The sequence below is a fragment of the Rubinisphaera margarita genome (genome assembly GCF_022267515.1).
Taxonomy (GTDB): Bacteria; Planctomycetota; Planctomycetia; order Planctomycetales; family Planctomycetaceae; genus Rubinisphaera; species Rubinisphaera margarita.
Window position 1 is genome coordinate 72,817 of the sequence record NZ_JAKFGB010000010.1, and the last position, 14,549, is coordinate 87,365.

12 protein-coding genes are annotated in these 14,549 nt (G+C 58.3%); 7 read left to right on the top strand and 5 right to left on the bottom strand.

Annotated features, from left to right (window positions below):
- Positions 1–22: 22 nt before the first annotated feature.
- Entirely contained in the window at positions 23–1,156 is a 1,134-nt protein-coding gene (locus L1A08_RS07500) for an FtsW/RodA/SpoVE family cell cycle protein (RefSeq protein ID WP_238755708.1), read from the bottom strand.
- 378 nt (positions 1,157–1,534) lie between these two features.
- Here L1A08_RS07500 and lpxA point away from each other — a divergent pair, with 378 nt between their 5' ends.
- From lpxA to L1A08_RS07525, 5 genes are all read left to right on the top strand, one after another.
- Entirely contained in the window at positions 1,535–2,311 is a 777-nt protein-coding gene (lpxA, locus tag L1A08_RS07505; RefSeq protein WP_238755709.1) for an acyl-ACP--UDP-N-acetylglucosamine O-acyltransferase, read from the top strand.
- A 707-nt stretch (positions 2,312–3,018) separates the two neighbouring features.
- Positions 3,019–3,369, top strand: coding sequence for a hypothetical protein (locus L1A08_RS07510; RefSeq protein ID WP_238755710.1), 351 nt, complete (start codon positions 3,019–3,021; stop codon positions 3,367–3,369).
- Positions 3,370–3,389: 20 nt separating this feature from the next.
- Complete coding sequence (locus L1A08_RS07515; RefSeq protein ID WP_238755711.1) at positions 3,390–3,932, top strand: DUF5071 domain-containing protein; 543 nt, start codon at positions 3,390–3,392, stop codon at positions 3,930–3,932.
- Positions 3,933–3,992: 60 nt separating this feature from the next.
- Complete coding sequence (locus L1A08_RS07520; RefSeq protein ID WP_238755712.1) at positions 3,993–4,733, top strand: hypothetical protein; 741 nt, start codon at positions 3,993–3,995, stop codon at positions 4,731–4,733.
- Positions 4,723–5,289 (top strand): hypothetical protein, encoded by a 567-nt coding sequence (locus L1A08_RS07525; RefSeq protein ID WP_238755713.1) that lies wholly within the window; start codon positions 4,723–4,725, stop codon positions 5,287–5,289. Before L1A08_RS07520 ends, L1A08_RS07525 begins: the two co-directional genes overlap by 11 nt.
- Positions 5,290–5,724: 435 nt before the next feature.
- Here the strand turns inward: L1A08_RS07525 and L1A08_RS07530 are convergent, their stop codons facing one another.
- Positions 5,725–7,149 (bottom strand): TAXI family TRAP transporter solute-binding subunit, encoded by a 1,425-nt coding sequence (locus L1A08_RS07530; protein ID WP_238755714.1) that lies wholly within the window; start codon positions 7,147–7,149, stop codon positions 5,725–5,727.
- Positions 7,150–7,518: 369 nt separating this feature from the next.
- Entirely contained in the window at positions 7,519–8,442 is a 924-nt protein-coding gene (gene thyX, locus L1A08_RS07535; protein WP_238755715.1) for an FAD-dependent thymidylate synthase, read from the bottom strand.
- A 195-nt stretch (positions 8,443–8,637) separates the two neighbouring features.
- On the opposite strand from thyX, the gene L1A08_RS07540 reads away from it, so the two are divergent.
- Entirely contained in the window at positions 8,638–9,381 is a 744-nt protein-coding gene (locus L1A08_RS07540; RefSeq protein ID WP_238755716.1) for a hypothetical protein, read from the top strand.
- Positions 9,382–9,523: 142 nt separating this feature from the next.
- Positions 9,524–10,390 carry a shikimate dehydrogenase gene (gene aroE / locus L1A08_RS07545; RefSeq protein WP_238755717.1) on the top strand — a complete coding sequence of 289 codons (867 nt, stop codon included), beginning with the start codon at positions 9,524–9,526 and terminating at the stop codon, positions 10,388–10,390.
- On the opposite strand, the gene L1A08_RS07550 is transcribed toward aroE, so the two are convergent.
- A complete protein-coding gene (locus tag L1A08_RS07550) occupies positions 10,387–10,764 on the bottom strand; it encodes a VanZ family protein (RefSeq protein WP_238755718.1) in 378 nt (125 codons plus the stop codon). The two genes, aroE and L1A08_RS07550, sit on opposite strands and share 4 nt — an antisense overlap.
- A gap of 66 nt (positions 10,765–10,830) precedes the next feature.
- Positions 10,831–14,115 carry a HEAT repeat domain-containing protein gene (locus tag L1A08_RS07555; protein ID WP_238755719.1) on the bottom strand — a complete coding sequence of 1,095 codons (3,285 nt, stop codon included), beginning with the start codon at positions 14,113–14,115 and terminating at the stop codon, positions 10,831–10,833.
- Between the last annotated feature and the right edge of the window lie 434 nt (positions 14,116–14,549).

The following is a 14,549-nucleotide window of genomic DNA, read 5'->3' on the forward strand; positions in this document are numbered from 1 at the left end:
TTGGGGGCCACCCGGGATTGACCTAATAGCGGAAGGTCTGGCCCGAGACTTCGAATCCGGGGCGAATCGCGATGTTCAGCAGCAGCCCCAGACTGAATGAGGTCATCAACATGCTTGAACCGCCGTAACTGAGCAGCGGCAACGTCAGTCCGGTGATCGGCGTCAGGCCGACCGTCATACCGGTGTTGATGATCAGCTGCGTACACAGAATCGTCACGATGCCGACCGCCAGCAGGCGGCTGAACGGCTCTTCGGTTTGTGTCGAGATCTTCAGCCCCTGCGCGAACATCAGCAGATACAGCCCGATGACGCCGAAGCATCCCCAGAGCCCCCAGCGTTCGCCGACAAGGCAGAAGATGAAGTCGGTGCGGGACGCCGGCAGATGGTACAGATAGCTGTCGTCGGTCGCCGGCCCCGAGACGTGACTTCCCCACACGCCGCCCAATGCCAGCATCTGTTTCGACTGATGCAGATGATACCCGTCGCCCCGCGGAGCAACCCCGCCATCCTGCTGAGAGAAGAGAGTCGTCACACGCGACTTCTGTTCGGCCGACATCGCCGTCCAGCCGACCGGCATCAGTGCAACCCCGAGAACGATGATCATCAGCAGATGACTCAACCGCGCCCCAGCCGCGAACAGCATGCTGAACAGCACGGGCAGAAACAGCAACGAGGTGCCCAGGTCCGGCTCCTTCAGAATCAGCCCCATCGGAATGAGGGTGATAATGAACGGCACCACCAGGCCCCACAGCTTCCGATAGTTATCGCGGTACATCAGGTAATGCGCGAGCGCCATCATGTACGTCAGTTTGGCGACTTCAGAAGGCTGGAAGTTGATCGGTCCGAGCGGAATCCAGCGATGCGATCCCCCGCGAGCCGGCATGAAATACGGCACGACGAGCAGCGCCAGCGAGATCCCGAAGAACAGATACGAATGCTCCCGCCAGAAGCGAATCGGCAGCACGCCTCCGAGAATGAGGGCGGGCACGGACAGCATCACCCAGATCAGATGGCGGCTCACCAGTCCACTGTCGCCGACCAGTTCATCGCCTCTCTGAATCGCCAGCAGACCGATCACCAGCAGAGCCGCCTGCGTGATCAGCAGCATCAGCGGAAACCGCGACCAGCGAATATCAAACGTCTGCAGCACAGCCATCCCTGCTGTTCAGAACGAAACGACGAGAAGTCGGGTGGCCCGGCCAACTTTGGCCGGGTCGCGCAGCGACAAGAGGCCGCGCCATGCCCGATCGGCCATACAGACCGCACGGTGACTTAACAGACGCCGGGCCCAGTGCAGCCTTTTGTGATTCAACGTGGCCGCCATGTCCGAGTCCGTGTGACGCCGCGAAGAATACCGGGATTTGCCGCATCAGATCAAGATGCGATCGGCGTCCCCCACCTCCCCGAAAGACTCCCATTGACCGGATTTCGGAGAACGAAGATACTCCCGCTCATTCGATCCGCCGGCTCACGACGAGCGGGCAAGTTAAACGTCATGGCGACCTGGTAGAGGCGCCGCTGGAAGGAGCCTGTTGTGTCCATTCATCCTACCGCGATCATCGATCCCCGCGCACAGATTGCTTCTTCTGTCCGAATCGGTCCGTATGTGGTTATCGAAGGCCCCGTGACGATCGGAGCCGACACAGAAGTTGGACCGTTCACCACGATTCTGGGACACACCACGATCGGCGAGAACTGCCGCATCCACTCCCGCGTCTCTCTGGGCGACATCCCTCAGGATCGCGCCTTCCATAACGAGCCGACTTCCTGCATCATCGGGAACAATGTCATCATCCGCGAAGGCGTGACCGTTCACCGTGGCACCGGCGAGGGCTCCGCCACACTGGTGGCCGATAACTGCTTCCTGATGACCAACGCCCACATCGGTCACAACTGTGAGCTGGAAAAGGGCGTCACCATGATCAGCGGTTCGCTGCTCGGCGGCTACGTGCACGTGGGCGAGCGGGCCATCATTTCCGGCAATGCAGCCGTGCATCAGTTCTGCCGCATCGGCACCATGGCCATGATCGGCGGTCTTTCGAAGATCGTCCAGGACATCCCGCCATACATGATGACCGATCACGCTGGCGAAGTCGTCGCCATCAACCTGGTCGGGCTGAAGCGAGCCGGCCTCAACGCCGATGAACGCAAGGACCTGAAAGCTGCCTTCCGCATCCTCTACCGCGATGGCTACACACACCGCCACGCGATGGAAATCCTCAAAGAACGCAACTTCTGCTCCGCCGTCGACCCTCTGCTCGACTTCCTCAACGAAACCAGCGCCCGCGGCCTGACCAAGGGAGCCGCCTGATCGCCACGGATTGAGAAATCCAAACGCAGAAGAGAATCAAAAAGAGCAGCCTCGTGTTTTCGGGGCTGCTCTTTTGTATTGTATCAGAGACTTGTTGACTATTTCTGAGTAGTCATCCCCCGAGACATTATTCCAAGAGTCGCTGGACCGATTTCACCTAATAATGGAAAACTCGCTGATCCTGAACGGCTTTGAGGAGATCGCTCCGCGACTGCACCAATGACCGAATCAGCATCATCCCGCTTCGAGTTGTTCGCCGAGGCATTCGTTCGCACGTACTGGGAGACTGTCCAGAGTGCCGATTTCCCGATGCCTCCCAATGAGGCAGTTGAGGAGACACTGGAGGAGTTACTTTCGGACACTTTAAAGGAGACTACGCTCACTTCGTCCGTAGAGCGTTTCGGACTCACGGGCGAATTGCGAATGACGAGTCGGCACGGAGACTGGTGGTTATTCCAGTTTCGAGAAATTGAGTCTCAATGGGTCCTTCAGAAGGCTTCGGCCAAGTCAAACTCGCACCATCCGCATGATCTTCTTGGCCAAGATTACGCTGCCGACTTCGAACCTTTTCTACGGCATATCGAAAGACTCGCGAACGTCGTAACACGCGACGATCAATAAATACATGAGCCGGGTGCCATGCCCACGTTTGCGTGGGCATGCTATTTCGATAATAAATTTCCTCAAACTGACCGCGTTACACCACGATGGGTGCCCGTAAAAAACGACGAACGCGATTTGAATACCTCGGCAACCACTACTACTGGTACGTCGATGATTGGCGAGTGCGCATCTGCTCTAAAAACAAGCGATTTGCCATCGCGTATTTCATCAGTGATCCGTTTGGAGAGGAATCCCATCTTGAAGTGCGTGGCCGAGAATTCCCCGGCATTGACCCTTCCGAACCCAGACCCGTCCGGCTCTGCGTTCCAAAGTTCGTGACGGATGAGTGGAAGAAATCAATGGGGGCATTCGTGAATGCTCTGATCCGCTGGAGTCTTCGCGAGAACCATCGGCTCAAACGCTATGAACTGACCACGTCTTCAGAACTCTCATAAGTCGAACTCTCGGTTCGCGATTGGAATTCTTCAACGCCCGCGGCGTGGCACAGATCCAAATCTACACTAAAAATGGATCGTTCTCGTTCCACAACGACGTCAACGCATCAACCAGGAAATCACCGGCGACCATTTCGATGACGATTGCATTACCACAATCCAAGCACGATGTGGAAACGGCGCAGGCGCTCACGCTTCAACCTCCTTCTCAGCTTGAGCCCCACATCACTACTCTGCTCACATGGCTGCAGGATTTTAACTGGCCGGTCGCCCGCATCGTTCGAGACGCCCTGCTGCAGTGTGGAACATCGATTGTCCCTGGGGTTCAGTCGGTCCTCTGTGGAGACGATTCGATCCACAAATACTGGATACTGACCAAATTGCTCCCGCTTACGGATTCTTCTTCTCGGGAGGCATGCATGCCGCAGGTACTCGGTTTGATCGACGATCCTTCACCACACGACGTTGAGGAGGACGTGCACTCCGCTGCAAAGGACTTGGTGGTACTTCACAACTACAGCAGGCAACAAAGTGCGACTGTCCGTTATGATGCTAAGTGGTAAGCACGCTTGTTTCGCGAACAACCAATCATCGCCGAACAACCCCAACGGAATTGAAACCTCATGTGGTGGATACACGACCTCGAAGCCCGGGACGTCCAACTCAATTTCAGCTCATCAGGTGGCGGCCATCCGCGCACTCAAGCGATTTATACCGACGCCACCTGCCTCATTAATACGACATCGTTCATCAAGCTCGACGAAGACGCGGCTCAGTTGATCGTGTGTGAATCCTGCGGGCACATTCACTGCGAACCAGGCGGCTGGGTTCATCTCCGACGGATCGGCGAAGCGATTGTTTTTATTCCCTCGTTCTCGGAAATGCTTCGCGGTGAATTTGAACGAACGGAATACGCGCCGCCTGATTATGTGACTTCTCGGGGTATCCCGACCTTCTCGCGAGAAGTCTACGAGCAGCTACTCCAGTTCGCTCCCGCATTTCCGGCCGTGACCGCGATCAAATCCCTTACCGCTGCGGAGGCGGTTCGACTAATCCAATGGACGGCTCCATTGCAGGTTCTTGGACGATTCCCGAGCCGTCCTTTCCTCGCAGAAGACACGATCCTCGCAGTCGACTCAGGGCAACTTGAAGAGCAGTGTCACCGACTGCAGGAGTTTCTGGATGAAAATGTGGAGTCCGAAGTTGAACTGAAGCCGACCAGCCGTGAGTGCACTCCACCACTCGAGTTCTATCTCGATGGCCCGGGCTTCCCAACATGGCGCCCGGTTGCTTCTCTGGAGGGAACGCTGGTCTTTAATCTCGGAGGTGGTCATCAGTTGATGACCACCGGCAATGAGTTGTGACACACAATGGGCGGACTCAAACGCCAACATGTTGTATGCGCGAACAAACCGCAACAACCACATGTCTGTTGTTTGTAGGAACCAATCGCTCACTCACCCCTCGAACGTTTCGAAACGCTCTGCCATGTGCCTCGCGCTTTATCTGTTCACCGAAGAGAGCCTTCCTGAGTCCGAGTGGATCGAAGACGAACCGAAGGTTTTCGTGCAGGCGATCGAAAATCGTAAAAACCAGTACGCAGCGAAATGGCTCGATGACAACAAGCGGATTTACTACATCGGTGGCTACCAGGGTTGCGGCTGCGGTTGGTTGCCGGTGAATGAGTTTGATGAGCCCAATGACGTCGAGGCTAGGCAACGAGATCGCATGGTGCTCGGGCAAATTCTCAGGTCAATTGATCTCAAGTCATCGTGGCTGGTGGCCTGCTGGGAAGGTGATGAGGAAGAATCACTGTTCACCATCGAAACGATCACCATCGAGCAAATTGAAGATCCAGGTTTCGCGTTCGTTGAACTTCAACCCTATCGAATTCACGCACTGAAATACGTCAGATCTTGATGCACACGGCGTATAGCTTCTGTGCCCCATCACAATCGGTTCTCAGCTGGCAACCGACCTCTTGTCGATCGCATCCGCTCCAGTTGCGGGGAACGTGGGATATCTTGCGGCGAGTTTTCTGCGGCTCAACGACTGGCTCATGATCGAGACATGTCACAAAGACCTGGCGACATAAGTTCCCTCGCCCCCCGTGGGGGAGAGGGTTAGGGTGAGGGGGAAATGCGGATGACATGCTCCACGGGCCGTTGATTCTCATTTGTATGGAGCATCGCTGGTTGATCCCCCCCCTCATCCGCCCTTCGGGCACCTTCTCCCCCTAAAGGGGGCGAAGGGACATGATTAGCCTGAACACGAGAGATGCAATGGCTACTACGTCATCTGTCCAAAACTCTTTGAGTTATAAATCCCGTGTTCCGAGCAACCAGGGCTTCCCTTCTACGAGCGTCCTTCGTTCTGACCCTCGATCAGCGCCCGCATTTCTTTCAGTCGCGTGTCGATTCGCTGGCGGGAAATCTTGGCGTTGATCTTTTCGCTCAGGGCGTGGCACATCGCGACGAAGCAGCTGACGGCCTGGTCGGAGTTGATTTCGTGAGCGGTGAACTCGCGGAGCGCCTGTTGCCGCAGGTCGGTGACATTGTCGAGCAGATCCTGCAGGCGACCGCGGTCGTCGGACTTGTCGGTCTGGTCGAGGTACTTCTGCTCCTGTTCGATTTCGAGCAGCCGCTTGATGTAACGGTCGAGCTTGTGCTCCTGTGAGCGGGAGCGGTAATCGAGAATCCATTTCACAACGAAAAACAGCGCGATCGCCAATGAAACAACGAACGAGCGGATGCCTTCGGTCGCTTCGACGAAATCGGGATTGAGCAGCGGCTTGAGGTGCGGGTCGTAGAAGTGCTGTGCACCCGGGTGGAGTGGGAAGTCGAGATTGTCCTGGGCGAACGCGGTGCCGCCACGGAACATTTCGGTCAGTCGGGCATTCCGCTGAAACTCCGGATCGTTGATGATCGTGGTGATCATCTCCGTGAGTCGGGCCGGAGCCTCTTGGGAAGAAATGATCTGGGCCCGCGTGGCGAGTGTTCGGATCTCCTGTTGAGGAACGCCCGAACCAGCCGGCGAATACATGCCCGCCGGGACCGCGTAAGATTCCAGAAACGCCGACTGATCGGCGATCGCTTCCGCGAACGGAATCGACTCAAGCACGCAGACCGGCTCGCCTGTTTCATTCGGCTGCAGAAGTTCGCGGAGCACGGTCGCCTGAGTGCCAATCGCGATGATCGCCGCATCAATTTCGTCGTTGCGGAAAGCGGCTGCGATCTCTGAAAGGGGCAGATCGATCTTCTCGACCTTCTCGTAGAGCTCAAACTGTTCGAGTAGATACCCGGCGATCAGTTCCGAACCGGAATGCAGTGGCCCGACCGCGATTCTAGCATTCGGAATCTCCGCGAGCGGAGTCTCGGCATGATCGGGATGCTTGAGCAGATGAACGACTTCCCAGTAGAGCCCGCCAATCGAATTGAGGTCGCTCAACACAAGACCATGCAGTTCCTGCTCCAGCGCCACGGTTCCACTCTGGTAGAGGGCGAAGTCGGCTTCCCCGCGGGAAACTTTGAGCGAGTTCTCGCCCGAGCCGTCCGTCGCCAGATGTTCGACGACGACGCCGTACCGATGCGTCAGCTCCCGTCCCAGTTCCATGGCGACGGTATGGTACTGGCCCCCTTCCGGTCCGGAGGCGATGGTGAGCGACTGCGGCGGCGATGAGTAACTCGAATACCACTGCGAGAAGGCGATTGGCAGACTGACGAGCAGCAGCACCGCCACCCACTTCACAACTCGTCGCATCGTGCGCACGGGAGCAGGCATCGGCGTTCTCCGCATTCGAGAGGTGGGAACTTTCAGGTTCAGAAACAGCGACAAGAACTCGGATCACTCCGACAGGGGTGGTCCTCACAACTGTGCAATCAGGACGGCGAAGCCGTCGGAGAATGCCCCTGCCGCCTGTCACATCCTGTAGCCTTCCACCTGTTTTTCAGGTAATGACGTCTTCACTTGATTGGACGTCAAAGACCACTTCGCCCACGGCTGCGCCGCCCCGAAAGAATCTTTCGGGCCCACCCTAACCGCATCAAAGTCGAACCCATCACGGTGGGCATTGAACACCGAGAGGAATCTCTGTGCCATCCCTTGTCGTTCTTCGAACGCAACTCGCGGCTCAGCGGTTCACAAATTGATTCAATTCGTCTCGTCGGGCCTGGGGCCCATCAGGCCGAGGCGTTCGAGTTTGCTGCGGCATTCGTCGCGTTCGCGGCAACGTTTCAGCTCTTTCCAGCTGTCATCCTGGGCTTCGAGGAAGACGTCGTCGGTGTACGGCGGAGAGAGTTTGCGTTCGGCCGCGAGAGCGGTGAGGCGGCTGATGACGCCTTGATCGAGCCGGGTGAGGAACATCGACTGCATGCGATAATCTTCAAACGCTTCCCAGGCGACCGGGAAGAGCGGCTTGACGATGTTCTCGCCGATCGCTTTGGCATACTCGCGGATTTCGAGCTGAGCATGGGAATCCATCCGCAACGCCAGGAAGTGCAACAGGTTGTGCAGATCGATCTTCCAGTAGGCTTCGGTGTAGGTGCAGAGTGGCAGGTCTTTGCGAGCCAGTTCGCGGGCGACGCCGGCTTCCAGACGTTCGTCGTAGAGCTGCCGGGCCGACTTATGGAAAGCCTGCTCCGATTCGGTCAATCGGGCTCCGATCTCGTCGGACAGCGGACGTTCACTCCCCTGCCGGTTCGATGTCGACTGCGTCCGCCACTGATCGGGCGGCGTCTTCTGAGCCGCATCGATAGCCACGGAATACCGCGTGCTGTATTCGTTCACATTGGCGGTGCGATGGCGGATCCACTGCCGCCAGCAGTCCATCGGAACTCGAACGAGGAACTTGAGTTCCGCCATTTCGAACGGCGTCGTATGGCGATGCCGGAGCAGATAGCGGATGAGGGTCCGGTCGTCGGAAACTTTCTTGGTTCCCTCGCCATAGCTGACCCGAGCCGCCTGGACGATACTCGAATCGTTGCCCATGACATCGACCAGGCAGACGAAACCGTCGTCGAGAACGGGAAATTTCTGCCAGCGAAGCGAATCCAGATCGAGTTGTTTTTCCGACATCGGTGTTTCATCCTTCAGAGTTCTGCCCGCCCTCCTTAATGACTTGGCCTTTGCTCGCAGATTTCGGAGATCTGAAAGCGACGCCGGGCGGAAAAAATAGTGTAGGCAGACCGGGATTGTCATGCACCTCTACAGACGTCCTGTTACAATCAAACTTCCAGAATGAAGCCGGATCCATTCGCGAAAGGACTGAAAATGAAGAGCCGCTCGCTCCTGATACTGACTGCATTCACCACGCTGGCCGTCTCGGGCAGCGGTGTTTTCGCCCAGCCGGACCGTTCTCGCGGACCGATTGAACGCGAGATTATCGAAGAACTGCTGCGACTGCACAATGAACACCGGGAACGCGTCGAGGAACTTCGCCGCGACCAGGACGAACGATTGCGGGAACATCGCGAAGAACACCCCGGCCGCGAAGAACATCGCCGAGACGAAGGACGGGAGCCCCGCGAGGAACGGGAAGAGCGGGAGCACGGTGAAAACCGCGAGCATGCTGAACATCGCGAGCGGGAACAGCACGAGGTTCACCAGAAGATTCGGCATCTCATCGAGGCTGCTGAACATCTGGAACTGGCCGGACGCAAGCAGATCGCCGAGGATCTCCGACGGGAAGCTCACGAGATCGAGCGGGAATTTGAGCGGCGCCAGCGTGAGCAGCGGAATCCGATGGAAGAGCTGGCTCCCGTCATTCGCCAGCTGATGCAGGTTCAGGAAGAACTTCGCAAGCTGCACGAAGAAGTTCGCCGCCTGCGTGAAGAACAGGCCCGGCGTCCGGAACCCCCGCGTCCGCCGCATCCCGTGCTGCGTCCAGACGGCCCGCCCCGCCCGCCGGAACATCGTCGTGGTGAAGACGGCGACCGCCCCCGCAGTGAAGAGCAGCGGGACAATGATCGCCGAAACGAAGGCCCGGGCGATCGCCGCCCGCCGGCTCGCGACTAGAGCCCATCAAGCGATCTGCCAACCCATGAATCTGCTCCGCGAACTTCATTCACAGGGCAGATTCATGTACTTTTATGGGTAATCTCCCCGCAATTCTCGCGGATGCCGTTTCTGACTTCCTCCACTCGCAGAGATTGACACCATGGCCGAACTGAATTTCAAGCAGGAACTGACCAGCGTTTTCGGGCAGCCCGTCGCGGAAAACCCGACGCAGGCGATGATCGAAGCGGCTTATCAGCATCACGGTCTCGACTGGCGATATCTCACGATTGAAGTCGCTCCCGAGGACCTGCCGGCAGCCGTGCAGGGCATGCGGGCCATGAATTTCCGGGGCGGCAACCTGACGATTCCGCACAAAGTCGCCGTGATTCCCCTGCTCGACCGACTTTCCGAAGCCGCTCAGCTGATGGGAGCCGTGAACTGCATCATCCGTGAGGGAGACGAACTGGTCGGCGACAATACCGACGGCAAAGGCTTCGTCGATTCTCTGCGTCCCGTTTGCGACCCAGCCGGCAAGAAGGTTGTTATTCTCGGTGCCGGCGGCGCAGCCCGGGCAATCTCGGTCGAACTCGCCCTGGCCGGTGTCGAGGACATCACGATCGTTAACCGCGATTCGGGACGCGGCACGGGACTGCTCGACCTGCTCAACGGACCCGTCGCCAAAGCGACTTCGGTGAAAGCGACCTTTGTGCCCTGGGAGGGCGACTTCGATGTTCCCCCCGGCACCGACGTCGTGATCAACGCGACATCGATCGGCCTGTTCCCGGATGTGAACGCCCGGATCCCGCTTCATATGGCTTCGCTGGAGCCGAATATGGTCGTAGCCGATGTGATCCCGAATCCGCCGGAAACGCGCCTCGTGAAAGAAGCCCGAGCGATCGGCTGCGAAGTGCTCGACGGACTCGGCATGCTGGTCAATCAGGGCGTGATCGGTTTCCGCCTCTGGACTGGCGTCGATCCCGATCCGGTCATCATGCGACGGGCTCTGGAAACGGTGTTTGACGCCTAACGATCCGTCGCTGCGGAAGGCTTCACCGCCGGCCAGGGGAGCAACGAGACAGCCAGAATCCCAGCCGCAGCTCCAACGATGTCGGCGGACCAGTCGAGCAGTTCCGGGGAACGCTCAACCAAAGCCTGCGTCATTTCATCGAACGCACCGAAGACCGCCAGACTGGCCCAGAGCAGAAGTCCCTGCGTGACCGACGGCATTCGCCGCACACGCAGGTTCGCGGCTGCGAGAAGCCCCAACACGGCATAGGCCCCGAAGTGCAACAGCTTATCGGACGCACCGGTGTCCGGAACGTCCTCCACGGGTAAGTGCGTAAAGACGACAAGCGTGGTTGCGTAGCCGATGAGGAGAATGAGCAGGACCGTCTTCAGCATTACGTTGCAGCCGATTCATCGTGAGGTGGTGAAAGACTGCCAAGCTGAAGGGTCGGCCGACGGGTGTCAATAGATATTGAGCTCGACCGTCTGACCATTGCCCAGATCGTACAGGAAGATCGCCGCTTCATCCTCTTCGACCCAGCCCATCCTGTTCGTCTCGGGAGAGATCGCACTTGGGCGTCTCAGCGGGGAACCGGCTTCCACGGTGACCTCGTCGGAGTCGATTTTCCAATGGCCGATTCCCTTTGCCGTGCCATTATCGCAGTTGAACAGGACCGCTTCGGTGGCGTCCAGGAAGGCCATCCTTCCGCAGGAAACAGGAGCTTCCGGCTTGAGGTCGTGGACCACGGACTGATCTTCCGGGTTGAACGTGGTCAGTTTCCCTCCGTGATTGACCACCAGCAGGGAATCGTCGGGAGAAAACGCGATCGATTCGACCGAACCCCTGACGGAGATCGTACCGATTTCGGTGGCCTTCAGGTCGAACAGCTTGATCTCGTTTCCACTGACAGCGGCAAAGAGTTCCCCTGTTCCAGAGAACTGTACCAGACCGAACCCACCGAAACTGAGCGAGCCTTCCGCCGCCCCGGTCGCCGTGTTGTAAACGTAGACAGTCTTTTCGGAGTCGTAGATCGCAAACCGGGATCGGTCACGCGACAACTCGCCGCGAACAAACTTCGCAGTCTGCTGGGCAACAGGAACACTTTTGCCCCCGTCGTACCGCATGATCTGATTGCCGAAGGCGATCCAGATATTGTCATCTGCCACATAGCCGACCGCTTTCAGTTCTCCCAGATCGATGGGCAGAGTTTTCTCTGGCTTCGTTCCGTCGACCTTCCAGATCTCCAGGGCTCCCATCGAACGCCCCGCGACGATCTTCTGACCATCTGGACTGAACGAAAGCGAAAGCGGAATCCCGCGAGGAATCACTTTCTCCGGCGGCTGGAACAGGACGAAGCCCAACGCTCCGAACATCACCAGCAGGACCGCCCCGAGTGAACCAAGAACGACATTCCGCCGCTGAGGATCATGCGGCCAGACGACGTCCCGAATGACGTCGGGCGAGAAGAAGTCTTTGATGCTCGTGTTGGACGACTTCACAGCCGTGGCTTTCTTGCCCCGTTTCTTCGCCGCCTTGAGCACCTGCTTTTCCGTGCGTTCATCCCCCAGCTTCTGCAGAGCTTTGAACGCTCCTCGGACCACCATCGGGTCGGAATCGACGGCAAGGACTTCGATGGGTCGAATCGATCGCTTGTCACCGATTTCTGCCAGCGCCTGCGAAGCGTGATAGCGAATTTCCGAAACCTGATCACGCAGCATCGCCGTCAGCGAGAGCATCGCCGAGGACGCCCCGATCTGTCCCAGAGCAATCGCCGCTTTGATTCTCACCTGCAGCGTGTCGGAAAGCGCCTCTTCGAGAGCTTCCACCGACTCGTGATCTCCAATTTCTCCAAGGGCTCGTGCACAAGCTGCCCGCACCGCTTCGCTGCGGTCCTGTTTCAACATCGCTTCAAGCTCGACGACCACCGAGGTGTCACCAATCAGCCCGAGTGTATCGACGATTCTTTCGCGAATTTCCGGCAGAGGGTCGTGCAGGAACTTGACCAGAACCGGGAGCGAGTCGGCGTTCTTCAGGCGTCGCAGAGCATCCAGAATCTTGAGCCTCGCCGCCCGATTTGAGAGGGTCTGCGGGCTTTCCAGCAACGCACACAGATTCGGCACCGCACTCTCGTGGCCCAGCTTGCCGAGTGCTTCCGCCACAGCGATGAGCAGATCGCCTTGAGCAGTCGGCAGGATTCCGAGCAGTGGCGGAACCGCTGCATGGTCGCCGCAGGCAGACAGGGCACCGACAACCTGTTCGCGGAAGTCCGGGTCAGGATCGTTAAGAGCTTCGATGAGGGAATCGACGGCTCGCTTGTCCGCTGCTTTTTTGAGTGCGACCGCGGCCTGCATCCGCACCCCGATATCCGGATCAGAAAGGCCGCGAACCAGATACCGAATGCCTTTCGACTCGCCGAGCCGTCCAATGGCCTCGATCGTTGTGGCTCGAATTGCGGGGGAAGTGTTTGAGCATTGGTTTGAAAGGACCTCCAGCGCTCGACTGTCTTCCAGTCGTCCGAGGGCGATGATCGCCGTCAGTGCATTGGAGGCGTTGCGTTCTTCGGCTACGGAAATCAATTCGGGAATCGCCGGCCTGCCGATCCTGACCAGAGCGTCCGCGGCGCGGATATTCATCTGCGGGTCTTCGGTCGCCAGTCCAATGAGCGGTTGGATGGCCCGGCGGTCGCCGAGTGTTCCCAAGCCGAGGGCCACGGCGGCTCTCATCTCGACCGACTCGTGAATCAACTTCTTGATAAGCGGTTCGAAAGCCGCTTGCTGCTCCGTCTCACCGAGTGAACGGGCGGCTGTTTCACGGACAATCGGCCGCCTGTCGTCGAGGTACGAGACGAGAATATCGGCGGCTTCCGGGGTTGGCACCTGTCCGAGTTCTTCGAGGGCATCACACAGTTTGTGCACAGCCGCGCGGGAATGCTCGTCGAAGTTCGCTTCCAGAATCTTCCGAGCTGACTTTACAACTTTCTTCCACGTTTTCTGCGGCGGCCGAACTCTCTGTTCGTCCGGATCTCCATCCGCTTCCACTGCAGAACGCAAATCGGACGGGGATGTCTTCAGAGCCTTCTTGATGGCCTTCAGCGTTTCCGGGAAATTCGTGGCCGCGTTCTTTCGCGATCGTTCCCGTCGGATTCCAGTCAGTCCCTCGGAAGGCTGGCCCGGCTGAGCCTGCGGGGGTGCCTGAGCAGCCGAAGATTGTGAAGAGGGAGACGGAGAAGACGGAGACTGCGAAGATGGTGACGGAGTCGAGGGCGGCGTCGGAGAAGGCGGCGCTCCCTGATTGGCCAGCGAGACGACAACCGAACTGTCCTGCGATCGATTACTGTTCGACTGCACGGAAGAGTCGACGACAATCGGAACCGGCTGTCCGTTGGGCGGAGTGGGTGTTTTCAGCTGTGGCACGTGCCCTGCCCCGTTCTGGGGAGCTTCCGGAGCCGGGCTTCCTGTCTGCTGACTGGTCGGAACCGTGCGCGAGATTTTGAAAACCGAGGACGTATTCGACTCGACGTCTTCGGCGAAGGAGAGCATGTCATCGAGGCTGAGCGCGCCTTCCTGGGGACCTTCAGTGCGCAACTCTGCCGTCGCGCGATAGATCCCGGACGCCTGAGTCGACGAGGGCTTCTGACTCGATCCATCTTTGCGGTGGCCACATTCACGACACCGGACCATTGCCGGCGGCAGGGCTGCCCCGCATTCACTGCAAGTTTTCTTTGTTCCGGCCATGTTGACTGTCATTCGGGGGGTCCGAGTTCGTTCTGCGGTTCGCGGCGGGAATGCACAGGATCCGAAGGTCGCAACACTTCGAATCAACGGTCAATCCAAACGCCGATTCCGTGCGAAAGGAGACAACCTCATGCGGCGTGATTGCTTCCGCGTCGTATCCTGTACCCTGGTGTGGGGAAGGACCGTCGATCGACATGAGGTGACGGAGCGTTCACGTCCAGACAACGGTTGCGCCCATCGTATCAGCCGGGTGTTAACGAATTGTGAAATTGTGAAGAGAAAGCACGGACAGAGTTCCGCCCTGCTCACCGATGCTGTTTCGCTCGCCCAAAGCAGAGGCGATTCCCCAATCCCGAGACCGGGAGGGTTAACGTTTGCCGGAATTCACGCTATTGTGTGGCGATCCAGCCTTCAACCGCTGATTTCTCAATTCAGGAGACGCACGC

Bases quoted from the DNA above. Each gene is read 5' to 3' on its own strand.
- L1A08_RS07500 (WP_238755708.1), bottom strand. From the start codon at position 1,156: ATGGCTGTGCTGCAGACGTTTGATATTCGCTGGTCGCGGTTTCCGCTG.
- L1A08_RS07510 (WP_238755710.1), top strand. From the start codon at position 3,019: ATGGGTGCCCGTAAAAAACGACGAACGCGATTTGAATACCTCGGCAAC.
- L1A08_RS07520 (WP_238755712.1), top strand. From the start codon at position 3,993: ATGTGGTGGATACACGACCTCGAAGCCCGGGACGTCCAACTCAATTTC.
- L1A08_RS07525 (WP_238755713.1), top strand. From the start codon at position 4,723: ATGAGTTGTGACACACAATGGGCGGACTCAAACGCCAACATGTTGTAT.
- L1A08_RS07530 (WP_238755714.1), bottom strand. From the start codon at position 7,149: ATGCCTGCTCCCGTGCGCACGATGCGACGAGTTGTGAAGTGGGTGGCG.
- thyX (WP_238755715.1), bottom strand. From the start codon at position 8,442: ATGTCGGAAAAACAACTCGATCTGGATTCGCTTCGCTGGCAGAAATTT.
- L1A08_RS07540 (WP_238755716.1), top strand. From the start codon at position 8,638: ATGAAGAGCCGCTCGCTCCTGATACTGACTGCATTCACCACGCTGGCC.
- aroE (WP_238755717.1), top strand. From the start codon at position 9,524: ATGGCCGAACTGAATTTCAAGCAGGAACTGACCAGCGTTTTCGGGCAG.
- L1A08_RS07550 (WP_238755718.1), bottom strand. From the start codon at position 10,764: ATGCTGAAGACGGTCCTGCTCATTCTCCTCATCGGCTACGCAACCACG.
- L1A08_RS07555 (WP_238755719.1), bottom strand. From the start codon at position 14,115: ATGACAGTCAACATGGCCGGAACAAAGAAAACTTGCAGTGAATGCGGG.